Raw genomic sequence first — 25,620 nt, 5'->3', positions numbered from 1 at the left:
GTTTGTCCTTATTTTAGCGGTTATAGCGACTTCATTGTGCCTTTAGGCAATACCGCGGTGACCGCACCTTTTTGCACTGTCACTTCGGTGCCTTCGGCGATGCTGACGACAATAAAGTCTTTCTCGTCGGAAACCTTAACGATCTTACCGACCACGCCACCTTGGGTCAGTACCTCATCACCTTTTGATAATTCTGACATCAGGTTCTTATGCTCTTTTACCCGCTTGGCCTGCGGACGGTAGATCATAAAATAAAACACCAGACCAAAGACCAATAACATGATCACCATTTCCATACCGCCACTTTGTGGTGCTGGTGCCGCGGCGGCATGCGCCTGACTTATAAATAAACTCATAACTTCCTCTTAATTTTTTTTATCAATAGCTAATTTGGAGACCATACCGGAATTTGGCTTAAGTCGAAAGCGCCATTCCGGTAAAGTATGTTTTAATCTTCTGTTTTATCTACACCTTTTAATGGCGGTACCGGCATATCCCGTAAGGCATAAAATTCTTCGACAAACTCGTCTAATTTACCCTGCTCAATGGCATCGCGCAAACCTTGCATCACCCGCTGATAAAAACGCAGGTTATGCTGGGTATTTAATTGCGCTCCTAAGATCTCATTACATTTATCTAAATGATGTAAATAGGCGCGCGAGTAATTTTTACAGGTATAACAATCACATTGTGGATCCAGTGGCCCGGTATCCGTTTTATGGCGCGAGTTACGGATCTTGATCACGCCATTGGTGACAAATAAATGGCCGTTACGGGCATTACGGGTCGGCATCACGCAATCAAACATATCGATACCGCGGCGTACCCCTTCCACCAGGTCTTCCGGTTTACCTACCCCCATCAAATATCGGGGCTTATTCTCGGGGATCAAGGGGGTGGTATGATCTAATATGCGGATCATATCTTCTTTGGGCTCGCCCACGGACAAACCGCCGATGGCAAAACCGTCAAAATCTATCGCTTTAAGGCCGTTAACCGACACCTCGCGTAAATCTTCATACATGCCGCCCTGGACGATGCCAAACAGCGCCGACGGGTTATCGCCATGGGCGTCTTTCGAACGCTGCGCCCAACGCAGGGAAAGCTCCATCGAGGTTTTCGCTTCTTTATGGCTGGCGGGGTACGGGGTACATTCATCAAAAATCATCACAATATCCGACCCCAGGCTGCGCTGAACTTCCATCGAACGTTCCGGGGTTAACATGATTTTTTCGCCGTTTACCGGAGAGCGGAACTCCACCCCTTTTTCGGTAATTTTCCGCATAGCCCCCAGGCTGAAGACCTGAAAACCACCGGAGTCTGTTAAAATCGGCTTATGCCAGTTCATAAAGTCATGCAAATCACCGTGCTGTTCGATGATTTCCGTCCCCGGACGTAACATCAGGTGAAAGGTATTACCTAATAGTATATGGGCACCTGTGGCTTCAACTTCGGCTGTGGTCATGCCCTTTACCGTGCCATAAGTGCCTACCGGCATAAAGGCCGGGGTTTCCACCACGCCACGGTCAAAAATCAAACGGCCGCGACGGGCTTTACCGTCAGTGGTGACCAGTTCATATTGCATTGCTTTGTTATTCATAAATATCCTTCGCCCACCAGCGAAACAGGCCGGCAGCTGTTTAATTAACATGGTTGCCGCAGAACGGCATTCGCTTTATCCCCTTACTCCCTGTTGCTTTAAGCCCTAGAGCGTTAACAGGACAAAGGTTGCATTTTTCTTCTTTTTGCGTGCTTTTTTGAAAAGACTAATCTTTTCGGGTTAAAAACATGGCATCACCATAACTGAAAAAGCGATACTCTTTTTCCACCGCCTGCCGGTAGGCCTGCATAATATGCTCATAACCGGCAAAGGCACTGACCAGCATAAGCAAGGTCGACTCAGATAAATGGAAGTTGGTCACCAGGGCATCCACCAACTGGAACTCAAACCCCGGGGTGATAAAGATATCGGTGTCCCCGTAAAAAGCCTTCAACTCAGTGCCCTTATCAAGGGCATCGCGTGCCGCGCTTTCCAGTGAACGTACCGAAGTCGTGCCCACGGCAACGACCCGGCCGCCGGCCTTTTTCGTCTCGCTAATCTGCTGCACCACCTCCGGCGGCACTTCCACATATTCGGCATGCATAACATGTTCACTGATCTCTTCCACCCGCACCGGCTGAAAAGTACCGGCGCCAACGTGTAAGGTCACAAAAGCAAAATTTACCCCTTTGGCGCGGATCTTTTCCATCAGGGCTTCGTCAAAATGCAGCCCTGCGGTCGGTGCCGCCACGGCGCCGGGTTTTTCATTGTAAACCGTCTGGTAACGCTCGCGATCGCTGTCTTCATCCGGCCTGTCGATATAAGGCGGCAAAGGCATATGGCCGATTTCATCGAGCACGGTCAGCACCGATTTATCGCCATGAAACTCAAGCTCAAACAAGGTATCATGACGGGCCACCATAGTAGCATTCACCTGGTTTTCCAACAGTAATTCCGTGCCGACTTTTGGCGATTTACTGGCACGGATATGCGCCAGCACCCTGCGCTCATCCAACAAACGCTCGACCAAAACTTCCACCTTACCGCCGCTGGCCTTTTGGCCAAACATACGGGCCGGGATCACCCGGGTATTGTTAAATACCAGTAAATCGCCGGGTTCAAGCTTATCCACCAGATCGGTAAAAACGAGATCCTGGATATTGCCACTGGCGCCATCCAAAGCCATCAGGCGGCTCGCACTGCGGTCGGTTTTAGGGTAACGAGCAATAAGCTCTTCGGGTAAATCAAATGAGAAGTCTGCTACGCGCATGAATTTACAACAAGAAATAGGCAAGTTTAAAGGCGCAGTATTTTAGTCTAATTACACAAAAATAACAAGCAAGCACTTGCCTTGGCTCCTGCCGGGAAAACTGAAGGCAACAGGGCCATCAGAGCCGCTATTCGCGCCTTATTTTACCGACCGGGCGCACAGGCATGTAATACCGCTTTTAAGAACCTGATATGGACTTGATTTAAAACAGATTCAGGGAGATTATTACCGCCATTCATCAAAGAATTATCCCCCTAGTTAATCACTATAAGGTATGCTGGGCTAAAGCCCCTTTATGCTTATCAAGACTTAATACGGATATGAAAGATCACGCTTTTGCCATCGCCAAAACTATTTTGAACGGTTTTGAACGCCATATTCATCTTTTCAGTGAAATCACCCGCTCCGCCAAGCAAAGATTTGAATTATGCCAATGGGCCCAGGTACAAAAAGCCGCCAGGGACAGAACCGATTATTATGACAAGCGGGTGGCCGAAACCTTAGTCACCATACGCCAGGACTTTAATATTACCTCCCTTGACGATACCTTATGGCAAAACATCAAAAATCTGTATATAGAGCTGCTCAGCCAGCATAACCAGCCGGAACTGGCGGAAAGTTTCTATAACTCGGTATTTTGTCACCTGTTTGAACGAAAATATTATCATAATGCCTATATTTTCGTCGAAAGTACGGTTACCCGCCTCGACAACAGGCCGCCACCGCCGATATACCGCAGCTATTTGCCGGCAGAAAAAGGCCTGGCGCAAACCATAGAAGATATTTTTACCTTTCATCAGTTTGATATTGCCTACGAAGATCTACACCGGGATATAGATACCTTGATCAAAGCTTTTCGCCACCAGGCGAGAAAAACCATGTTCCGTCTGGAAGAATTGCAGTTTGATATCCTGGATTTCATCTTTTACCGCAATAAAGGCGCCTATATTATCGGCCGGGTACTCTCTCCCGCCGGACAAACCCCTTTTATCGTTGCCGTACTCAATGATGAAAAAGGCGGTCTTTATATCGACGCCCTGCTCACCGAAGGGGAAAGCATGGCGGTAGTCTTTGGTTTTGCTCGGGCTTATTTCTTTGTCGATTGCCAGCACCCCCATGCCCTGGTGGAATTCCTCCATCGCCTTATTCCCCATAAAACCCGGGCGGATTTATATGCGGCAATAGGCTTTCATAAACAGGGAAAAACCCAGTTTTACCGGGACTTCCTCAATCACCTGGACAACAGTGAAGATAAATTTGAACTGGCGGCGGGCATTAAAGGCATGGTGATGTCGGTATTTACCCTGCCCTCCTATCCCTATGTCTTTAAAATCATCAAGGATAAATTCTCCCCCAGTAAAAACATCACCAAAAAAGACGTCAAGGCAAAATATCGCCTGGTAAAACTGCACGACAGGGTCGGCCGTATGGCAGATACCATGGAATATTCAGAAGTTGCCTTTCCCAAAGCGCGCTTCTCCCCTGAACTACTGGAAGAGCTGACCAAGGTCGCCGACTCCATTATCCGCCTGGAAGATGATCTGGTGATCATCGAGCACCTGTACATCGAACGCAGGATGAATCCGCTTAACCTTTATCTGGCAGATGCCGATGACCAGCAGATCAGCGATGCCATGTACGGCTATGGCAAGGCGATAAAACAGCTGATCGCCGCCGATATCTTTCCCGGCGATATGCTGCTGAAAAATTTCGGCGTCACCCGCCACGGCAGGGTCATTTTTTATGATTACGATGAAATCAGTTATATGAATGAAGTCAACTTCCGGGTAAAACCCGAGCCGAAAACCGAAGAGCAGATTTATGCCTCCGAACCCTGGTACTCGGTAGACCCGGGCGATGTTTTTCCCGAAGAGCTGGCCACCTTTGCCCTGGCCAATCACCGCTACCGCAATGCTTTTATGGAGCATCATCCGGAGTTGCTCGATGCCGCCTTCTGGCAGCAGTGCCAGCAAAATATTGCCAACGGCATCTTTGAAGATGTCTTTCCCTACCCGGATAAAATACGTTTTTGCAATTTAACCAAGGATGGCGTACAAAAAGACAACAACAAAAACGGCTTAATCCCCAAATAACGCCTGATTTGTTCAACATTTAAGCGAACGATAAATTTTTTTAATTTACCCCTTTACCTTTAGTTCGGCTTGCGTATAATGCGAAGCCCTCAGCAGGGGTATAGTTCCAATTGGTAGAACAGCGGTCTCCAAAACCGACGGTTGGGAGTTCGAATCTCTCTACCCCTGCCATTTTTTCTTTTCTTTTTATTTCTCGACTCTTACTCAATCCTAAAGCAATAATCAGCGCGGTTGAATAATACTGTTTTTATCTTTTATCTGTTATATCATCTTGGCTAACATGAAAATTTATTCGATAAAAAATGGCCGTAAGTAAACATCAGTTTCAATTGCTCAGTGAGATGGGCATCGAATTATGGCAACCGAGAACCGCCGAAACTGCTGCCGGGGCCTTGCCAGAAAAAGCATCTGAAGAAAAGCCCGGTAACCAGTTTGCCGGTAAAGTTGTGGTTGCAGCTGAAAAAAATCAGCAAAAGATCACGCCCCCCGACTTTGACGCTCTCAAGGCCCAGCCTTTGTTTCATGATATTCTCCTGAGTCTCGGGCTCTCTATCGGGGAAGTCACTGCGACTGAGGAGCACCTGGATCTGGGGTTGCTGCACTGGCAATTTAACCCCGAACAGCGGCTCGACTTAGCAGACAAGGTATTAATTACCCCGCCCATCCAGGTATTAGCCGCCAGCGGCACACTAAAACGCCAGCTTTGGCAATTACTGCAAGAACACAGCTTATGACCTTAAGTTTTTTCCCGGTAACCCCGGATGATGTCGATCGCTTAATGCCGATTGAAAATGCCTGCCACAGCCACCCCTGGAACCGGCAGGTCTTTAGCTCCTGCATCGGCGGACGTTATTTCGGTCATTATCTTATTCAAGAAAAAAGTCTTATCCGGGAAAACAGCAAGCAAACCGCGGAAATCCTCGGCTTTTATATCGGTGATTATATCGCCGGGGAAAGCACCCTGATGGATATTTGTATACATCCGGACCAACAGGGACAAGGCTTTGGCAAACAGCTGCTGCAACATTATATCGAACAGGCTAAAAACCTGGGAGCGGAAAAAGCCCTGCTGGAAGTGCGGGCCCGCAATATCAGCGCACAAATGATGTATATCAATAACGGCTTTAATGAAATTGGCCGCCGCACCGGTTATTACCCCAGCACTATAGGTTATGAAGATGCCATAGTCATGGCCCGATCGTTATAATCCGGCCGAATAGCTTTATTTTTCCGGATAAGGGATATCGCTTTTTTGGCAAAAGCCCGCCCGGGCATCCGCTACGCAGCCACCCACTATCCTGCCAACAAAATTTTCGGCGAAAGTTGGCGATTAATTGCTGCTCCGCCGCCGTCTTTTCGCTATACTACTGCGCTTAAAAATTTATTCTCGTCTTTATTTTATCAGGTAACTCGCATGTCTGTACAACAGCAAGAAGTCGACCTACGTCGCACTTTCGCTATCATCTCGCATCCCGATGCGGGTAAAACCACCATCACCGAAAAAGTCTTGCTGTTCGGCCAGGCTTTACAAAAGGCCGGTACGGTAAAAGGTAAAAAGTCGGGGCAACACGCCAAGTCCGACTGGATGGAAATGGAAAAAGACCGGGGGATCTCGATTACCACCTCGGTGATGCAGTTCCCTTATAACGATTGCCTGGTAAACCTGCTTGACACCCCGGGTCACGAAGACTTCTCCGAAGATACCTACCGGACCCTGACCGCGGTCGACTCCTGTTTAATGGTCATAGACACCGCCAAAGGTGTCGAAGACAGGACCATTAAACTGATGGAAGTCACCCGTTTGCGGGATACCCCTATCATTACCTTTATGAATAAAATGGACCGCGATGTCCGTGACCCGATTGAAGTGATGGACGAAGTCGAAGACATTTTAAAAATAAAATGCTCGCCGGTCACCTGGCCCATCGGCATGGGTAAAGAGTTTAAAGGGGTATACAACCTGTTAGACGACGAAACCATACTTTATCAGTCGGGTCAGGGCCATACCATACAGGAAAAGCGGGTGATTAAAGGCCTGGATAATCCGGAACTTGATCAAGCCATCGGCCATTACGCCGACGACCTGCGTGAAGAACTGGAACTGGTCCTGGGGGCTTCCCATGAGTTTGATCTGGACGAGTTCCTTAAAGGCGAACTGACCCCGGTATTTTTCGGCACCGCCTTAGGCAACTTTGGCGTTGACCATATGCTCGACGGCCTGACCAAGTGGGCGCCCAAGCCTCTGCCCAGAACCACAGATACCCGGGTTGTTAACGCCGAAGAAGAAAAGTTCTCCGGTTTTGTCTTTAAAATCCAGGCCAATATGGATCCCAAACACAGGGACCGCATCGCCTTTATGCGTATCTGCTCCGGCAAATACGAGAAGGGCATGAAGATGAAACAGGTACGTATCGGTAAAGATGTCAAAATTGCCGATGCCGTCACCTTTATGGCCGGTGACAGATCTAACGTCGAACAGGCCTATGCCGGCGACATTATCGGCCTGCATAACCACGGCAGTATCCAGATCGGGGATACCTTTACCGCCGGGGAAATGATGAAGTTCAGCGGTATTCCAAACTTTGCTCCGGAAATGTTCCGCCGCATCCGTTTACGAGATCCGTTAAAAGCCAAGCAACTGCAAAAAGGCCTGATCCAATTATCGGAAGAAGGTGCGGTACAGGTATTCCGCCCGTTAAACTCTAACGACATGATAGTCGGCGCGGTTGGGGTATTGCAGTTTGAAGTGGTCGTGCACCGATTGAAAACCGAATACAATGTTGATGCCCTCTATGAACCCATCAGCGTAGCCACCGCCCGCTGGGTAAGCTGTGAAGATGGCAAAACCTTAGAACAGTTCCAGAAAAAGGCCTATGATAACCTGGCCCTGGACGGCGGCGACAACCTGACCTATATCGCCCCGACCATGGTGAACTTAAGCCTGGCACAGGAGCGCCACCCGGACGTAGAGTTCCACAAAACCCGTGAACATTAATCGATTGGATTAGTACAGCAATAACATTTGTTACTTGGGCCGTTTACTTGAACAACGGCCCCGGCAACCCGTAAGAGACAAACAAGATGAATATTCGTCAATTATTAAGTGAAAAAGTAAAAGCGGCCATGATTGCCGCCGGCTTACCCCAAGATACTAATCCAGCGATCAGCCTGTCCAACCGCCCTGAGTTCGGTGACTACCAGGCTAACGGCGTCATGGGCGCGGCGAAAAAACTGAAAACCAACCCCAGGGAGCTGGCCACTAAAGTTGTCGAGCAACTGGATTTATCCGGTATTGTCGACAATATCGAATTAGCCGGCCCTGGCTTTATCAATATTAAACTGGCCGATAGCTGGCTTGCCGAGCAGCTGGCACAAACAGGCGCAGACGAAAAACTCGGCGTCAGGGAGCGGGAAAAACCGCAAACCGTAGTCGTCGATTATTCCGCCCCTAACCTGGCCAAAGAAATGCATGTCGGCCATTTACGCTCCACCATTATCGGTGATGCCGTAGTACGCGCACTGGAGTTTCGCGGCGACAAGGTCATCCGTCAAAACCATATGGGTGACTGGGGCACACAGTTTGGTATGTTGCTGGCCCATCTAAATGACAAGCTGGCCGCCAATGAAGTGGCCGAAACCGCCTTATCGGATCTGGAAAACTTCTACCGCGAAGCCAAGGTACGTTTCGACGAAGAAGAGGGGTTTGCCGATCGCGCCCGCGAATATGTGGTGAAACTGCAAAGCGGCGATAGCGAATGTGCCGCCTTATGGCAGCAATTTATCGATATTTCCATCACCCACAGCGAAGAAATTTATCAGCTGTTAAATGTTACCTTAACCCGTGCCGATATCATGGGAGAAAGCAGCTACAACCACGATCTGGCCAATGTCATTAATGAACTGACCGCCAAAGAAATCGCCGTGGAAGATCAGGGCGCCAAGGTGGTCTTTATTGACGAAATGGCCAATAAAGACGGTGAACCTTCGGTCTTTATCGTGCAAAAATCAGGTGGCGGCTATTTATATGCCACCACGGATTTATCCGCCTGTCGCTACCGCAGCGGCGAACTTAATGCCGATCGCATTATGATTTTCACCGATGCCCGCCAGGCCTTGCACTTTAAACAGGTGGAGATCGTCGCCCGTAAAGCCGGTTTCTTACCCGAGCATGTTGAATATCACCATTGCCCGTTTGGCATGATGATGGGAGATGACGGCAAACCGTTTAAAACCCGCACCGGCGGCACCATTAAACTGGCGGAATTACTTGATGAAGCCGTCAGCCGCGCCGGCGAGTTGATCCGGGAGAAAAACCCGGATTACAGCGACGAGCAGCTCAAAGAAATCGCCCAGAAAGTAGGGATCGGTGCGGTCAAGTTTGCCGACTTATCGAAAAACCGCACCAGTGATTACATCTTTAACTGGAAAACCATGCTCAGCTTTGAAGGCGCGACCGCCCCTTACCTGCAATATGGTTATGCCCGTATCCAGAGTATTTTCACTAAAGCCGGTATCGACAGCAATGACCTGAGCGGTAACATCACCATAGCCGAGCCCCAGGAAAAAGCCCTGGCCTTGAAGTTATTACAGCTTGAAGATGTCCTCGATGCCGTGATCAGTGAAGGTACCCCTAACCTGCTGTGTAATTACCTTTATGAGCTGGCAAGTCTCTATATGAGCTTTTATGAAGCCTGCCCGATCTTAAAAGAAGGTATCGACAGCCAGGTGAAAGTGTCCCGTTTACTGTTATGTAAGCAAATCGCCGCCACCTTAAAACAAGGTCTGGACATCTTAGGCATAGAAGTGATGGAACGGATGTAATTTTAGTAAGGTGTAGCAGCCGTTGCACCTGACATCGACGCTCTTTCGCATCCTTGCGATCACGTCATACATACTTCTTGTATATAAAGCCGGCGCCAAAGCCGGCTTTTTTCATTATACTGATGTCAGCAACCTGTGATAAATGCCTCAAGATGGCTGATGCCCCAGTATGGTTAATGATATTACCCGAATACTTTTACTCGCCTGCCTGCTTTTCACACCTGTGTCCTTTACGGGTCCGTTCGAAAACCTCTACTACACCACGGAAGATTACCCGCCGTTTAATTACCTGGAACAAGGTAAGCTCACCGGCATCTCTATCGAGGTATTAAATCAAGTCTGGCTGGAACTGGGCGTTGCCCCGCAAAAAGTGGATGTAATGCCCTGGGCCCGGGCATTTAAGGAGCTGCAGCAAAACAGCCATCATGTCTTGTTTGCAGTCAGCAAAACGGAAAAAAGAGAGCAGATGTTTAAATGGGCCTGCCCGATCAGCACGGTACAAGTGGTACTGGTGGCCCTGAAATCAAGCAATATCACGATCAAAGATCTCAGTGAATTGAAAAACTATCACATAGGTACCGTGCGTTTTGACGCCGGTGAGCACATCTTAAGACATGAATTGGCGCTGGGCGATAATATCAGCAGCAATGTCTCGATACAGTCCAACCTGGTGTTGCTGGAAAAAAACAGAATCCAGCTATTTACCTATGACAGTTATGCCCTGCCTAATATGCTCAAACAATACGGCTATGACCCCGAGAATTACCAAATCGTTTACCCGCTAAAAACTACCACCGCTTGCTTTGCTTTTAATAAGGCCGTCGATGACAAACTAGTACAAGAATTCCAGCAAGCCTTGTTCAAAGTCATCAGTAATGAAAAATACTCCTTGCTGCATAACAAGTACTTTCACTCCCCGCGGTAATTGCCCCGCCTCTAAACTTCACTTTCGCTCGCAGCAAGGCATAAAAATGAATACACTGGCATAAGAAGCTAAGCCGAACAAAACCTTAACAGCATGATATTTACCGACAGCCATTGCCATCTGGACTTTGATGAGTTTTCCGGACATTTGCCAGAATTACTGTTTAACTGCGTAACGTCAGGTATCCATCGCATCATAGTACCGTCAACGGCGCCGGATAACTGGTCTAAAGTCATCAGATTATGCAGACAACACTGCAGCGGGGAAAACCAGGCTCCCCGGTTATTAGCCTGCCTGGGTATCCACCCCTGGTTTTTATCCGGGTTAACACAACAGCACCTTGAACAACTCACTACCTTAAGCCAGCAGCATAGCAAGGATATCGTCGCCATAGGGGAAACCGGCATAGACAAAGTTATCGCCGAAAAAGAAGATAATCTGGCTCAGCAAAGAAGCTTCTTCGAGTACCAGCTGCAACTGGCCAAAGACTGCCATTTACCTGTGATCGTACACCACAGGCGCTCACACCACGAGATCATTCCCTTACTAAAACAAAACAAATCTCCTTATGGCGGTATTATCCATGCCTTTTCCGGCAGCTACCAGGAAGCAAAAACCTATATAGATCTCGGCTTTAAATTAGGGATTGGCGGCACTATCAGCTATGACAGGGCCGTAAAAACCATCAACACGGTTAAACGCCTGCCTTTATCGGCAATGGTGCTGGAAACCGACGCTCCTTCAATGCCGTTAGCGGGATTTCAGGGGCAAAGTAACAGCCCCCTTAAACTGGTGAATGTCTTCAACTGTTTAACACAAATACGCCAGGAGCCGGCAGAGGTTATCGCAAAGGAGATAGAAAGCAATATCAATGCATTGTTTCAGCTGCCATAAATGGCCGCTCAACAAAATACGCTGAAATTAACGACGATTATTGGGCTTTGCCAGCCGGTAGCCCTGGCGGCTAAAACGGCTAAATCCCCGGGTCAATAAGAACCCCGTAAGCCCCGCCATAAGCAACATGATCCCGAGCAAGCGCTGACCGTCATAGTTAGTGGCATTAAGATCGGAAGTAAAAACGGATTTTTCAATAGAGAGGCGCAGATAACCCCGTAACTTGTCATTACGCAGCTCCTGCACAAATGGCACGTAAAGCCGGCTGCGGTCCTCAGTTGCCGGAGATAAACCAAACAGCCCCTTCACAGTTTCTGCCGCGCTTGATTGCGCCAGCAAGCGTCCCTGGGGATCATACAAGGAAACATCCTTCACCATAGGCGTCTGTCCCAGCTGGTCAAGATAAAGCTGCAAGCCTTTCCTGTTATTTTCTTGCTGCTGACTTTTTTCCATTAACGTCAGCACCGCCACAGCAACCTGTTCCAGATAAACATCACCCAAATGATCAAAATGCTGCTCGATGGTTGCCTGTCCGCGATTGTTAACCGCCAGCCATAAATTCATCAAAACAATAATAAACACAATCGCGATAGCTAATTGCAGAATTTTATTATAAATCGATGAAATTTTAGGGTATAAAGGCTGTTCGGATTGCTTCATAAAAACTTTATAGTGAAGTGAAGGTTTTCTTACACTATAGAGGGTTCTCCCTTCATTTTAAATGCCGGCGTGAACATATTTGTATTATTTTGTTAGCTAAACAGGGGCTTATAGTGTCAATTGCCACATATTCAATACCATTAGATAGTATCACCCACCTGACGCTGGAACAGTGCATTTCGCCGTCGGCAACCATAAACAAGAACCCCAGTTTTTTTCAACTCACTCATACAGATCTCAAACTCGAAGCCGACCTTTGTGCCGCCGATTTCCCCTTGCAACAACACAAGGAAAGTATTCCCCAAACAAACGTCGACCCGCAAGGGGCTCTGGAGCTGGTCGTCTTAGGGCAAACCAATATCGGACAACTTCATGGCCTAGTCACCGACAGCGACATCAAGATTGACGGTCTGAGCCGGATAAATAACCGTAACCAACAATCAAGCTACCGCTTTCAGGTCAGCTGTCAGAACCCCGGGAAATCCCGGCAGTTATTGGCGCAGTTTTCATTAAAACATAAAATCGAAGCTGCCCTCATCAAAGATGCCCCCAGCTTAAGTGAGCCGGGGTTGCTGGTGATGGATATGGACTCCACCACCATAGAAATCGAGTGCATTGATGAAATCGCCGCCCTTGCCGGTGTCGGCCAGCAGGTAGCGGAAGTGACCGAACTGGCAATGCAGGGCAAGCTCGATTTTGTCCAGAGCTTAGTACAAAGAGTTGCCCGGCTAAGCGGCGCCCCGGAATCCATCCTGGCAGAAGTAGCCCGGGATATCCCTTTAATGCCCGGGCTGAAAACCCTGGTGAGCGTCCTGAAACAGCATCAATGGCGGGTCGCCATCGCCTCCGGCGGCTTTACTTATTTTGCCGATCACCTGTGTCAGCTGCTGGAACTCGACGGCGCCTTTGCCAATGAACTGGAAATCATAAACGGCAAGCTCACCGGCAAAGTCACCGGTGACATCGTCGATGCTAAAGTTAAGGCCCAGACCCTGAAAGTACTCAGTGATAAGTTTGAGCTCGACCACAGGCAAACCGTGGCCATGGGAGATGGCGCCAATGATCTGATGATGATGAACAGTGCCGCCCTGGGGGTGGCCTTTAAAGCTAAACCCCTGGTATTGGAACAGGCCGATGTCAGCATTAACCACAGCGGCCTGGACTGTTTATTACATTACCTTAAATAAAAAGCCTTAAATAAAAGCCTGGAATAAACAGCCTGAAATAAACCGGCAATGGCCAAAGTCATCCTCTCCCCTGTGTATTTATTGCAAGAGAGGATGCATAGCTGTCACTTCAGGTCTTGCGCTGGCCCCGGAAAGAACTCACCAGAAAACCAGCAGCAATTGCTAAAACAGATACAAGCTCAGCACTTAAAACTTGGCAATCACTTTTACCTCGCCGGTCACCTTGCTTGCATCAATATAACCGATAAAACTCGGGTTATTAGCGATCAGTTCAATCACTTCATCGGCTCCCTTGACTTCTTTTGGCGCCGAACCGTTGCCGGTAAACATCAGCTTAGTCCAGTAGGATTTTAATTGTGACGCCGACTTATGCAGCACCTTAGTGTAAAATTCCTTACTGATGTCCTGTCCGCTCTTCTGGTAAATCGGTTTCGCCGGAGAGCCGTCGCCAAACGCTTTATTCTTTTTAAGAAAAATTTTAATAAGCTGAGCTTTATTCGGGGAGTTTTCATTGGAAGGATGAGCGATAACAGCAACTTCAGCCATAACACTCCAACTATTGGTTAACATGGCCAAAGCCAGTAAAACCGGTGCAAAAAATGATCTTTTCATCGTCAATCCCCTAGAAAACAAAGTCTATCGCCATCGACACTATGGTTACATCCCCGTCACCATCATCATCCGCTTTATAGACAGGGTTAGGCTCGCGGGTAAAAGGGTTATAGCCGGTATCATCAAAGCGGCTGACATCAAATTTTAACGCCATGCCGGGCATAAAGTTATAACGCACGCCAATTGCGGTGGTGTCGTGAGATTCCCAAGCCTCTTCCAGATCAAACTTAGACCATAGCAGGTAAGGTTCAAACTCATCAAAAGAATAACTGATACTGCCAAAATAGGATTTATAAAAAGGCTTGAATTTATTGTATTCGGCAAAAAAATGAAAATTATCAAGATGCCACTGCACGGACACATCAAAAAACGAAATATCGTACTCGGTATCGGCAGCCACTAAAGGGTCGCCATTTTCATCAACCTTACCTAAATCACTGATATAAGTATTCTCAAACCCTAACGCTGTAGCTAACCAGCCCTGCAGGTGCCGGGTTTCTTCAAGGTTTCCCTCGACATATGAGCTTCTTATCACAAACGTATCCATATCAAAATTAAGCACAGCGCCATAGAGGTTTTTAAATTCCCGATCGATTTGTTTAGGAAATAAATAGCTGATCAGTTCTGAATCCTCATCTTTCTCCCGTCCGAATAAGGCGGTAGCTTCTAAAACATAATCGGAGATTTGAAAGGATTGCTTATAGCGAACGCCATTGTAGTTGGTCACATCGAGCGAGTAAGTATCAGAAGGAATACGCAACCAGGGGTAGGCATAACCGACATCCATGTATTCTGAAAAGTGATACACGGGAAGCCTTAACCTGCCAAGTTGTACTTTTTTATCATTATCAATTTGATAAGACAGAAATAACCAGGAGAGCTCAACATCATAATCATTGGCCGAACGCATAATAAGCTGTGAAGTTACACTGGTTTTTTCGTTTATATCGGCACTGATCTGTATGCCTAAACGGGTTTCTTTGGAAAAATCTACCGAGCTCCCTTCATAAATTGCCACGTTGGGATATTCGGCAATATAACCATCACCTGAAGTCAGCTTCGCTGCCACTATTGAACCAAATCCATTTATAGAAACTTCCGCCAGTGAAGGAAAACTCATTAGCAATAAATACAATATAAAAAGAATTTTTTTCATTGTGATTCTCAAGTTGCTGATATCACATCTAACGTTAGTCAACTTCTTTATTTATGCAAATAAAAGCGCGCAGGCGGTGAAATAACAGGGTTTAAGCGACCGGGCAAGCCGCTTATCGGCATGAAAAACCAAAAGTGTCACCTTTTATCAGAGAAAAGGTCAATGCTCCCTTAGCCAGGCAAAAGCCGCTGAGGCAGCCGGCAATACACCTGTTATAAAAGGGTAGAGGAATGCACCCCTTCAGGCACAAAGTTATAGCGGATCATCGCCTCGTGGGTAATATCGAGCAACTGGATGATGCCGGCAACACTCCAGATTTCCTGTTCAATTTGCTTGCCCCTGTGGATGGCATAAGAGCCGATATAACTGAGCTCGGGATTTAAGTAATCCATATCCGGCTCATCCGCCCGTGACAACTTCACCTGGACACAATAAAAGCTGCCGGCTTTTAACGCATCGCGGATAAAGTTTTTTCTATCGTCGGTGGATTTTAATTCGCTGGCAAGCTTAGTCATCACCGCTTTTTCGACCATTTCAACATCATGGTTTATGGCAACATATAAAATTTCAGTGATCGGTTCATCGCCGGTTTGCATTTTTTTCAAACTGTTATTCATGATGTTAGTCGCCTGCAAATTACTCAGCAGCGGATATAAATTATAATACTGCTGGCGGTCGCTTAACCTGCGCATCAAAGACAGTAATTCGTTGTTTTCTGCGCTGCAGGCAATTGCCTCTATCTTATAACGGCTGCCGCTGGTTTGTACCACCAAAGAGGAAATATTCAGGCTATGGCTGTAGACATTTCGCAGCGCTTTGCTTAATCCCGGCACTATCATGGCATATTCATCCGCCGTTAACTTATCGCGGTTTTTTTCGATCAACAATTTAAAAAAGCTGCGGCCGATATGCTGGTGCTGCTCAACATAGACCCGCAGGTTAATGATGGTCTTCTTTTTATTGATACACACGGTTTCATAAGGCAGCGACTTCAGATCAAAAGTAGAGGTGATTTTCTGTAATTTGGGAAAACTAAGATGAACGATATCGCCTTTTTTTAGCACCGCCGGTTTATCCAGCTCTATCATTAACCCCGACACGGAAAAGTCATGGGAAACCCCTTGCCAGCTCACGCCTTCGCTTTCAATGATCACCGGCGTTTTATAATTAAATCTCGGCTCCTGGCGCTGGTTGCGGTAATTGATCCCCAGTTCATCCACCGGATAAGGCTTGCTCAAACGCTTATGGCCGAAGTTTTTCAGCTGGTTGATGTCTATGCCTTCATAGGAAATCAAGCGATAGTCTTCTACCAAACGCTCATCGGTAATATTATTCGCCACCACAATATAGGGTAACTTCCCTAAAATGCCGAACACTTCCTGAGAAGGCGGCAAGTTTAAATATTCATCTTTTTTGGTCAGGGAGTCGGACAGGGTAAAGGGAGAATACGCCCGGCTGGCATCGAGCTCAAAAAAGCTTAACTCTGTGATGGCAAAAGAATCTCTTGCGGCGGCAAACCCCAAAAAACGCTTCATAAAGTCTTTATCGTCTTTTAACTGCTCTTCGTCTGCGCTATAAAAATAGGACTTGCCCTGGTTGTAATGAATAAAGCTATAAACCAGTAAAGAATTTTCCAGCAGGCGTTTTTTCTGTAATCGCTCGATCCTGTCTTTGTTGATCAAACAATGTAAGGTCACCTGGTGTTTTTCATCCTGCCAATACTGATAACAGGGCCGATTATTACCGGAAGTCAGCACATAACGCGGTACCAGCTGCCCCTGGTTTTCTTCGACAAAAACCGGCAATTCATTGGATTTAGGTAAAACAAACTGCTCCATGCTGCGCGCCTGGAGCGCGTTAATGGTATTATCCAGATTGATTTTATAGCGTCTTTTATTGCCCTGAATAAAGCCGCGCAGGAACTTGATAAAGCTGTCATCGGCAGGAGCATCAACCCTTTTCACGGACACCAGCAGCTGATTATTCTCTTCCTGAACCTGCAGGATTTCATAGTTAAAGCTGTTTTCAAAGCCAAACTGGAACTCTTGCTCCAGGCCGACAAAACGTATGCCAACCACCTGGCCGACATTAAGCACACACACCGCAGGTAAACGAAATTTACAGCCATGCACACTGATATCCGAGCTGGTAGACTCAAGCTCAGTATCATCGTCTAAGATCACCAGCAACGGCACCGCAAAGTTCATTCTCTCTTCGCGCCGGTTATGGTATTCCCCTAAACGGTATAAGGTTGCCGGATATTGATTTTTTTCAAGCCCCTTAGTTTCCCCCTGGCTCTTCGCCAACTGCAACTGCGCTTTTTCTTTTTGGTAGATCACCCGAAAATTGTTTTCGGTATTATTCACCGCTTCATAAACCGCCAGGGTATAAGCGCCGTAAAAGCCCAGGTTCTCTTCAAACACCTTAATTGCGATGGCATCTAAAAAATGGACACTGCCATCATGTTCATAAGGACGGCAATCGCCGTCAACATGGCCGCGCAAGTCAATCAAACGGGTACAGGGGGTTGCCAGGCGCTTTAATTCCATTTTCAGCAGAAACTTTTCAGTCTTTGCCAGGTGCTCGGTGGCCGCATTAAACTCTGCCTCAAAGCTGGCATTTGCCACCCGGCCGCGAAACTGGCTAATTATATTTTGATACTGAGAGAAATCTTTAGTCATTTACGCTTATATATCATCATAATGGAACAAATGCTTATTCAGGTTAACACCATAAACTAATTATAATTTGATTCGTTAAAAAGTAAGCAAAATAAAGCTAAGCAATTTTTACGCCCTTTTAGTTAAATAATAGCAAAGGTTATTTCACTATACAGCCCCCCTCGCAGCAGCCTTGGCCAGCAAGCCTGAGCGCTTTGCCCTTCAGCAAAACAGCCATAAAAAACAATCACTTTCTCCTGTTTTCTTTCGTTTAATATGAGCCAACAGCATAAGGTTCAAATTCTTGACGCTGTCACGACAACAACCGGGAGACATTTATATCTTCATCATTCGCAAAAGGCCTTTGCCGTAAAAAGTTATATCTTGCAACAAATTTACATTCTTGATCACTGCTATTGGCGGCAGTTTTTGTTACTATTTAAGGAATTTAAAAAATAATTTTTGCCCTGCCTGTTCCCGACACAGGCAAGCCGCTGGCAAATCAGAACCCCAATTACGGTTTATACATGAAAAATATACTAAAAACGGCTTTAATCGCGTCGACTTTATCCCTCGCCGGTATGCAAAGTCTGCATGCGGAACAGTTAAGCATAGAAAGGATCTACAGCTCACCGTCATTAGACGGTCCAAGCCCGAAATCATTAAGTTTTTCTCCCGACGGCAACCGGGTCACTTACCTTCAGGGAAAAACCGAAGATTTAAACCGTTATGATCTCTGGGAATATAACCTGACCAGTAAGGAAAATAAATTACTGGTGGATTCCCAGGAATTATTCAGCGGTGAGGAAGTGCTTTCCGATGAAGAAAAAGCCCGGCGTGAGCGCCAGCGCATCTATGGTCAGGGGATCATGGAGTATACTTTCTCAAAAGACGGCACTGCCTTATTGTTCCCCCTTAACGGTGATATTTATCATTACGATCTGGCCAGCAAAACCTCAAAACGGCTGACCAAAACCGCGGCATTTGAAACCGATGTCAAATTCTCTCCCAAGGGCAATTACGTCTCTTTTATCCGCGAGCAGAATATTTATGCCATCAATATCAAAAGCGGCAAAGAAATCCGCCTGACCAAAGACGGCAAAGACACCATTAAAAACGGCATGGCAGAATTTGTTGCCCAGGAAGAAATGGACCGTATGACCGGCTACTGGTGGTCACCGAATGAAAAGCATATCGCTTTTTTACGGGTAGACGAATCTCCGGTACAAACCGTGATCCGCAATGAGATTTATGCCGAAGAAATTAAACTGATCGAACAAAGATATCCCGCCACCGGCAGCAACAATGTCAAGATCCAACTGGCAACGGTAGACTTGGAAGATCAGGACATCCGCTTTATCGACACAGGTAAAGAACAAAACATTTACCTGCCGCGGGTAAAGTGGCTGCCTAACAGTAAAAGCCTGTCCTACCAGTGGCAAAGCCGGGATCAGAAGACCCTTAAGCTTAACCTCTATAATCTGAAAAGCCGCAAACAAAAAACCTTGTTAACGGAAACCTCAGATCACTGGATAAACCTGCACCACGACCTGAAATTTTTAAAAGATGCCAAATCTTTTATCTGGGCCTCGGAGCGTGACGGTTTTAAACACCTTTATCACTTCAATATCAAAGGGGAGCTTATCGCCCAGCTCAGCAAAGGCGACTGGGTAGTGGATTCCCTAAAAAGTGTCGATGAAGAAAATGGCTGGGTATATTTTACCGGTCGCGCGGATACCCCGCTGGAAAGACATTTATATAAGGTGCCGCTGGACGGCAAAGCCCCTGAACACGTGGTACGGGTCACCAAACGCAATGGTTTCCACAGCATAGTATTTTCACGGGATAACCGCAGTTATATCGACAAGTTTTCCAATATCCAGACACCACAGCAGGTGAGTTTACACCAGGTCAACGGTGAGCACATTACCTGGCTAGAGCAAAACCAGGTAACAGACAGCCACCCGATCAAACCTTATTACGACGATATTGTGATGCCGGAATTTGGCTCGCTAAAATCCGACGACGACAAGGCCACCCTGTATTACAAATTATTCAAACCTAAAAACATGGTGCCGGGGAAGAAATACCCGGTCATTGTCAATGTCTACGGCGGCCCGCACGCACAAAGGGTAACCAACAAATGGCAAGGGGCTGCCATGAGCCAGTATATGGTGCAGCAGGGTTATATTGTTTATCAGCTGGATAACCGCGGCTCAAACTACCGGGGTACGGCATTTGAATTCCCCATCTATGAAAACTTAGGGGTGGTAGAGGTTGCCGATCAGATCACCGGGGTCAAATTCCTGCATACCTTACCTTATGTCGATAAAGAGCGCATCGGAATTTTTGGCCATTCCTACGGCGGTTATATGGCGTTGATGACCATGTTTAAAGCGGGCGAATACTTTAAAGCCGGGGTTTCCGGTGCGCCGGTCACCGACTGGTTATTGTATGACACCCACTATACCGAACGTTACCTGAGCCACCCGCAAAGCAATGCTTTCGGTTACCAGCAAAGCAGCGTATTCCCTTATGTTGGCGGCCTGCAGGGACCGCTGATGGTGTACCACGGCATGGCGGACGACAACGTACTCTTTACCAACACCACTAAGCTTATCAAGAGCTTACAGGATGAAAACAAGGTGTTTGAACTCATGACCTATCCCGGCAGCAAACACAGTATGCGCGGTAAAAAAGTCAAAGTACATTTAAACAATACCATTATGGGCTTCTTTAACCGCCACTTTAATGTCACTCCGGCGATCGCAGAAACGGACAGCAAAGATGAAAGTAAAAATGCTGCCAGTAGCAGTGAAGCCAGTGCAAGTACAGGCCGTTAAACTGCCAAAATAAATAAGCAATAAATAACCCGGTCACTTATCAAGTCACCGGGTTATTTTTTATCTCAAGTTATTTGCCTGTTATGCTCAAGCCAGGCTTATTCAAAGCAGCTACTCAGGTTCATAATCCAGATTCGCCGCCAGCCAGCGCTCGGCTTGCGGCAAGGTCATCTCTTTACGCGCCGCATAATCGAGTACCTGGTCTTTGGCCACTTTGGCCACCGCAAAGTATTTGGCATCCGGATGGGCAAAGTACCAGCCGCTCACTGCAGCCCCCGGCCACATGGCATAACTTGAGGTAAGTTGCATGCCGATATTTTCTTCGACATTGAGCAGCTCCCATAACAGGCCTTTTTCGGTATGCTCGGGGCAGGCAGGATAACCCGGCGCCGGGCGTATGCCCTGGTATTGCTCACGAATAAGCGCTTCATTATCCAAAGCTTCATCCGGCGCATAACCCCAGTACTCGGTGCGTATCTTCATATGCAGATATTCGGCACTGGCTTCAGCCAGGCGATCCGCTACCGCTTTTAGCAAAATACTGTTATAGGCATCATGGTTCTCATCATAGACCTTCACCAGTTCATCGACACCAAAACCGGCAGAAACCGCAAAAGCGCCGACATAATCGTTAATACCTGAGGTTTTATCGGCCACATAATCCGATAAGCAGCGATTGTATTGGCCGGCCGGTTTCTTACTTTGCTGGCGCAATTGATGTAATCTCATCAGCTGCTCTGAGCGGCTATCATCCTGATACAGAATTAAATCATCTTGCTCCCGTAACGCCGGGAATAAACCAAAAACCGCTTTGGCTTTAACCTTGCTGTTATTGATCAAATCATCAAGCATGGCATTGGCATCGTTAAAGAGTTTCCTGGCTTCTTCACCGATAAGCTCATGCTCAAGAATTTTCGGATATTTACCTGAGAGCTGCCAGGTCATAAAAAACGGCGTCCAGTCGATAAAATTTCGGATCTCGGTTAAGTCCAGTTCATCGAGTACGGTAACGCCAAGCTTATTCGGGGTTTTCGGCTGATACTGCTCAAAGCTGAGCGGCGTCGCATTCTCCCGCGCCTGTTCCAGCGACACTAAACTCGAGCGCGGGCCTTTTTTATAATGGCGCTCACGCACCCGCTGATATTCATCCGTCTGGCGCGCCATAAATGCCGGCCGTAATTCATCCGACAATAAGCTGGTAACCACGGAAACCGAGCGCGAGGCATTCGGCACATACACCACAGGGTGCTGGTATTGGGGCTCAATTTTCACCGCGGTATGGGCCTTTGAGGTGGTGGCCCCGCCAATTAACAGCGGCAGGTTAAAGTCCTGGCGCTTCATCTCTTTGGCAACATGCACCATTTCATCCAGTGACGGGGTGATCAAGCCGGACAGGCCGATGATATCAACCTTCTCCTCACGGGCCACCCGTAAAATCTCTTCACAGGAGACCATCACCCCGAGATCGATAATGTCATAGTTATTACACTGCAGCACCACGCCGACAATATTCTTACCGATATCGTGCACATCCCCTTTCACCGTGGCCAGCAGTACTTTACCGTTGGAGCTGACTTCGGTTTTCTCCGCCTCAATAAAGGGATTAAGATAAGCCACCGCCTGCTTCATCACCCGGGCGGATTTCACCACCTGGGGCAAAAACATTTCCCCGGCACCAAACAGGTCGCCGACGATATTCATACCATCCATCAGCGGCCCTTCAATTACATCCAAAGGCCGGTCGGCTTCAAGGCGGGCCGCTTCGGTATCTTCCACGATGAATTCATTGATGCCTTTAACCAGGGCATGTTCCAAACGCTTATTAACCGGCAATTCCCGCCAGCTTAAATCCACCGCCGAGCTTTTACTGCCCCCCTGACCGCGGAAAGCTTCCGCTACTTCCAACAGGCGTTCGGTTGCACCGTCATCGCTGTTTTGAATAACATCTTCTACCGCCAGGCGCAGGTTATCCGGAATATCAGAATAGATGGCGAGCTGGCCGGCATTAACTATGCCCATATCCATGCCGTTTTTAATGGCATGATATAAAAATACCGCATGTATGGCTTCACGTACCGGGTTATTGCCCCGAAAAGAGAAAGAGACATTGGAAACACCGCCGGAGATCATGGCATGAGGCAGGTTTTCTTTAATATCTGCCACCGCTTCGATAAAGTCGAGGGCATAGTTATTATGCTCTTCGATGCCTGTGGCCACGGCAAAAATGTTGGGGTCGAAAATAATATCTTCCGGCGGGAAACCAATCTCATCCACCAGGATATGATAGGCGCGCTGGCAAATTTCAAACTTACGCACCCGGGTATCCGCCTGGCCGACTTCATCAAAAGCCATCACAATCACGGCAGCACCGTAACGGCGTAATAGTTTCGCCTGCCTGCGGAAGATTTCTTCACCTTCTTTTAGGCTGATGGAGTTCACTATGCCCTTACCCTGAATGCATTGCAGCCCCGCTTCGAGGATATCCCATTTGGAAGAGTCGATCATGATCGGCACCTTGGCGATATCCGGCTCACCGGCGATCAAGTTCAAGAAACGCACCATGGCCGCTTTTGAGTCCAGCATGCCTTCATCCATATTGATATCTATGATCTGGGCGCCGTTTTCCACCTGCTGCAGCGCCACGGCTATGGCCTGGTCATAATTTTCTTCGGTGATCAAACGTTTAAAAATCGCCGAGCCGGTAACATTGGTACGCTCGCCGACATTGACGAATAAGCTGTCGCCGGCAATGTTTAAGGCTTCCAGACCGGAAAGGCGACAGCTAATATCACGGGCTTTGATTTCTCTGGGTTTCATGCCCTCTACCGATTCCAGCATGCCTTTAATATGCTCGGGTGTGGTGCCGCAGCAGCCGCCGATAATGTTTAAAAACCCCGACTGCGCCCATTCTTTGACATGATTGTTCATGTCCTCAACCGAGAAATCATATTCGCCAAAGGCATTGGGCAAACCGGCATTGGGGTGGGCAGAAACCGCAACATCGCTGATGCGGCTGAGCTCTTCAACATACTGACGTAATTCCACCGGCCCCAAGGCACAGTTCAGGCCAAAAGAAATCGGCTTGGCATGGCGCAGGGAGTTATAAAAAGCTTCCGTGGTTTGCCCGGACAGGGTCCGGCCGGATGCATCGGTAATAGTGCCGGAAATCATCACCGGCAGGCGCAGGTTCAGCTGCTCAAAGGCTTCTTCCACCGCAAAAATAGCCGCCTTGGCATTAAGAGTATCGAAGATGGTTTCGATAAGAATAATATCACTGCCCCCTTCAATCAGGGCCAGGGTAGATTCTATATAAGCGGCTTTTAACTGCTCAAAGGTGACATTACGAAAAGCGGGATCGTTAACATCCGGCGATATTGAGCAGGTACGGTTGGTCGGCCCGAGCACCCCGGCGACAAACCTGGGCTTATCCGGAGTCTTGCGGTTATACTCATCCGCCACCTCTCGCGCCAGCTGCGCCGCCACCTTATTGATTTCTGCGCTGATATCCGCCATCTCATAATCATCCATGGCGATTGTGGTGGCATTAAAGGTATTGGTTTCCAGGATATCCGCCCCGGCTTCCAGGTATTCGCGGTGAATATCCCGGATAATGTCCGGCTGGGTGAGTACCAGCAGATCATTATTGCCCTTAACGTCACAGTGCCAGTCGGCAAAGCGCTGGCCGCGGTAATCCTGCTCTTCGAGCTTATACGCCTGGATCATAGTGCCCATGGCGCCATCGAGAATTAAAATCCTGCTGCTTAGTTGCTGTGAAAATAAATCAAAAGAGTCAGACTGCTTCATATTAAACTCCCGGGTGGATGGCCTGGATATTATCGGCATCCAATTTATAAGGTGTAATTTGATAAACGTAGTAATTGAGCCAGTTGGTAAACAGTAAACTGCCGTGACTGCGCCAGGTGCTCTGCGGCGACTTGCCGGGATCATTTTCCGGGAAATAAAACTCAGGTATTGTTGGCGCTAAATCCGCCTGCAGATCCCTTTGATATTCCTCAGCCAAAGTGCTGGCATCATATTCCGGGTGCCCGGTCAGATAAACCTGCTGCTTGTTTTCACTGGCCGCCAGGTAGACGCCGGCAGCATCTGATTCTGCCAGGATTTTCAACCCCGGAATGGAAAGATAGTCTTCTTTGCTGATATAACCATAGCGGGAATGCGGCACTTTGAAACTTTCATCAAACCCCCGGGTCAACTGCTCCCTGGCATCCAGCGGACTATGGTTATAAACCCCGGAAAGCTTATGCTCACGCAGGTGGCGATTAATGCCGTAATGGTGATACAGGGCGGCATGGGCGGCCCAGCAGGAAAACATGGTGGAAGTAACATTTTTCTCCGCCCAGTCAAAAACCTCGCAAATCTTGTCCCAGAAAGTTACTTGCTGATAATCCAGCAGCGCCAGCGGCGCCCCGGTGATGATCAGGCCATCGTATTGCTTGTCCTTGATATCATCAAACAGGCGGTAGAAATTATCCAGATGTTCCTTAGGGGTATGTCTGGACTCGTCGGCATGGATGCGGACAAATTCAACATTGATCTGCAACGGGGTATTGGCCAGCATACGCAGAATTTGTACTTCGGTGGCGATTTTATTCGGCATCAGGTTGAGTATCGCCACTTCCATCGGACGGATATCCTGGTTTACCGCCCTGTGCTCTGACATCACAAAGATATTCTCATTATCAAGAATGGACAAAGCAGGTAACTGATCCGGAATTTTAATGGGCATAACTATCAACCTAAACAAGAACACTAAGATATAAAGTGTCTAATGTGACTTGGAACTCTAGAAATGTCAACATCTAAACGTTTAGACGTCCAAATAAGTTATTTTATTCTCTTACTGTTAGATAAATTATAAATCAGCATAGGAAATGGAGGATTAAATGTCGCGGGTCAGGACCGGTAAATTCAGGCCATCAAAATGCTTCTGCATCCTTA

At 47.6% G+C, this 25,620-nt stretch carries 18 protein-coding genes and 1 tRNA gene; 10 read left to right on the top strand and 9 right to left on the bottom strand.

Features of this window, described 5'->3' with window-relative positions; all coding sequences use genetic code 11:
* Positions 1-20: 20 nt before the first annotated feature.
* From yajC to queA, 3 genes are all read right to left on the bottom strand, one after another.
* Positions 21-356, bottom strand: a complete 336-nt coding sequence (gene yajC, locus QL234_RS01760) for a preprotein translocase subunit YajC (protein WP_281556145.1) — start codon at positions 354-356, stop codon at positions 21-23.
* Between the two features lie 92 nt (positions 357-448).
* Positions 449-1,585 carry a tRNA guanosine(34) transglycosylase Tgt gene (tgt, locus tag QL234_RS01755; protein WP_281556942.1) on the bottom strand — a complete coding sequence of 379 codons (1,137 nt, stop codon included), beginning with the start codon at positions 1,583-1,585 and terminating at the stop codon, positions 449-451.
* A 181-nt stretch (positions 1,586-1,766) separates the two neighbouring features.
* Positions 1,767-2,810, bottom strand: a complete 1,044-nt coding sequence (gene queA, locus QL234_RS01750) for a tRNA preQ1(34) S-adenosylmethionine ribosyltransferase-isomerase QueA (RefSeq protein ID WP_281556144.1) — start codon at positions 2,808-2,810, stop codon at positions 1,767-1,769.
* A gap of 320 nt (positions 2,811-3,130) precedes the next feature.
* On the opposite strand from queA, the gene aceK reads away from it, so the two are divergent.
* The 8 genes from aceK (at position 3,131) to QL234_RS01710 (ending at position 11,543) form a co-directional block, all read left to right on the top strand.
* A complete protein-coding gene (aceK, locus tag QL234_RS01745; RefSeq protein ID WP_281556143.1) occupies positions 3,131-4,903 on the top strand; it encodes a bifunctional isocitrate dehydrogenase kinase/phosphatase in 1,773 nt (590 codons plus the stop codon).
* A 94-nt stretch (positions 4,904-4,997) separates the two neighbouring features.
* Positions 4,998-5,074: transfer RNA gene (locus QL234_RS01740), tRNA-Trp, on the top strand.
* 131 nt (positions 5,075-5,205) lie between these two features.
* On the top strand, positions 5,206-5,637 hold the full coding sequence (locus tag QL234_RS01735) for a DNA polymerase III subunit psi (RefSeq protein ID WP_281556142.1): 432 nt from the start codon (positions 5,206-5,208) through the stop codon (positions 5,635-5,637).
* Complete coding sequence (rimI, locus tag QL234_RS01730) at positions 5,634-6,110, top strand: ribosomal protein S18-alanine N-acetyltransferase (RefSeq protein WP_281556141.1); 477 nt, start codon at positions 5,634-5,636, stop codon at positions 6,108-6,110. The genes QL234_RS01735 and rimI overlap by 4 nt, the downstream gene beginning before the upstream one ends.
* Before the next feature lie 207 nt (positions 6,111-6,317).
* Positions 6,318-7,898 (top strand): peptide chain release factor 3, encoded by a 1,581-nt coding sequence (prfC, locus tag QL234_RS01725; RefSeq protein WP_281556941.1) that lies wholly within the window; start codon positions 6,318-6,320, stop codon positions 7,896-7,898.
* Between the two features lie 86 nt (positions 7,899-7,984).
* Positions 7,985-9,724, top strand: coding sequence for an arginine--tRNA ligase (gene argS, locus QL234_RS01720; RefSeq protein ID WP_281556140.1), 1,740 nt, complete (start codon positions 7,985-7,987; stop codon positions 9,722-9,724).
* Between the two features lie 169 nt (positions 9,725-9,893).
* Positions 9,894-10,649, top strand: coding sequence for a transporter substrate-binding domain-containing protein (locus QL234_RS01715; protein ID WP_281556139.1), 756 nt, complete (start codon positions 9,894-9,896; stop codon positions 10,647-10,649).
* 93 nt (positions 10,650-10,742) lie between these two features.
* Positions 10,743-11,543 (top strand): TatD family hydrolase, encoded by an 801-nt coding sequence (locus QL234_RS01710; protein WP_281556138.1) that lies wholly within the window; start codon positions 10,743-10,745, stop codon positions 11,541-11,543.
* Between the two features lie 27 nt (positions 11,544-11,570).
* Here QL234_RS01710 and QL234_RS01705 read toward each other — a convergent pair whose 3' ends face one another.
* Complete coding sequence (locus QL234_RS01705; protein WP_281556137.1) at positions 11,571-12,203, bottom strand: AhpA/YtjB family protein; 633 nt, start codon at positions 12,201-12,203, stop codon at positions 11,571-11,573.
* Positions 12,204-12,316: 113 nt separating this feature from the next.
* Between QL234_RS01705 and serB the strand changes: the two genes are divergently transcribed.
* A complete protein-coding gene (gene serB, locus QL234_RS01700) occupies positions 12,317-13,390 on the top strand; it encodes a phosphoserine phosphatase SerB (protein ID WP_281556136.1) in 1,074 nt (357 codons plus the stop codon).
* A 186-nt stretch (positions 13,391-13,576) separates the two neighbouring features.
* Here the strand turns inward: serB and QL234_RS01695 are convergent, their stop codons facing one another.
* From QL234_RS01695 to QL234_RS01685, 3 genes are all read right to left on the bottom strand, one after another.
* Complete coding sequence (locus tag QL234_RS01695) at positions 13,577-14,002, bottom strand: phosphate ABC transporter substrate-binding protein (RefSeq protein WP_281556135.1); 426 nt, start codon at positions 14,000-14,002, stop codon at positions 13,577-13,579.
* Positions 14,003-14,012: 10 nt separating this feature from the next.
* Positions 14,013-15,071 (bottom strand): hypothetical protein, encoded by a 1,059-nt coding sequence (locus QL234_RS01690; protein ID WP_281556134.1) that lies wholly within the window; start codon positions 15,069-15,071, stop codon positions 14,013-14,015.
* Between the two features lie 299 nt (positions 15,072-15,370).
* On the bottom strand, positions 15,371-17,839 hold the full coding sequence (locus tag QL234_RS01685) for a PilZ domain-containing protein (RefSeq protein ID WP_281556133.1): 2,469 nt from the start codon (positions 17,837-17,839) through the stop codon (positions 15,371-15,373).
* A gap of 506 nt (positions 17,840-18,345) precedes the next feature.
* Here QL234_RS01685 and QL234_RS01680 point away from each other — a divergent pair.
* Positions 18,346-20,661 carry a S9 family peptidase gene (locus tag QL234_RS01680; RefSeq protein WP_281556132.1) on the top strand — a complete coding sequence of 772 codons (2,316 nt, stop codon included), beginning with the start codon at positions 18,346-18,348 and terminating at the stop codon, positions 20,659-20,661.
* A 111-nt stretch (positions 20,662-20,772) separates the two neighbouring features.
* Here QL234_RS01680 and metH read toward each other — a convergent pair whose 3' ends face one another.
* Entirely contained in the window at positions 20,773-24,465 is a 3,693-nt protein-coding gene (gene metH, locus QL234_RS01675) for a methionine synthase (RefSeq protein WP_281556131.1), read from the bottom strand.
* A 1-nt stretch (position 24,466) separates the two neighbouring features.
* Positions 24,467-25,408: a homoserine O-succinyltransferase gene (gene metA, locus QL234_RS01670; protein WP_281556130.1), complete on the bottom strand. Its 942-nt coding sequence runs from the start codon at positions 25,406-25,408 to the stop codon at positions 24,467-24,469.
* Positions 25,409-25,620 lie beyond the last annotated feature (212 nt).

The sequence above is a fragment of the Thalassomonas sp. RHCl1 genome (assembly GCF_947387555.1).
Classification (GTDB): Bacteria; Pseudomonadota; Gammaproteobacteria; order Enterobacterales; family Alteromonadaceae; genus Thalassomonas.
This window is presented reverse-complemented; position numbering and strand designations above follow the sequence as displayed.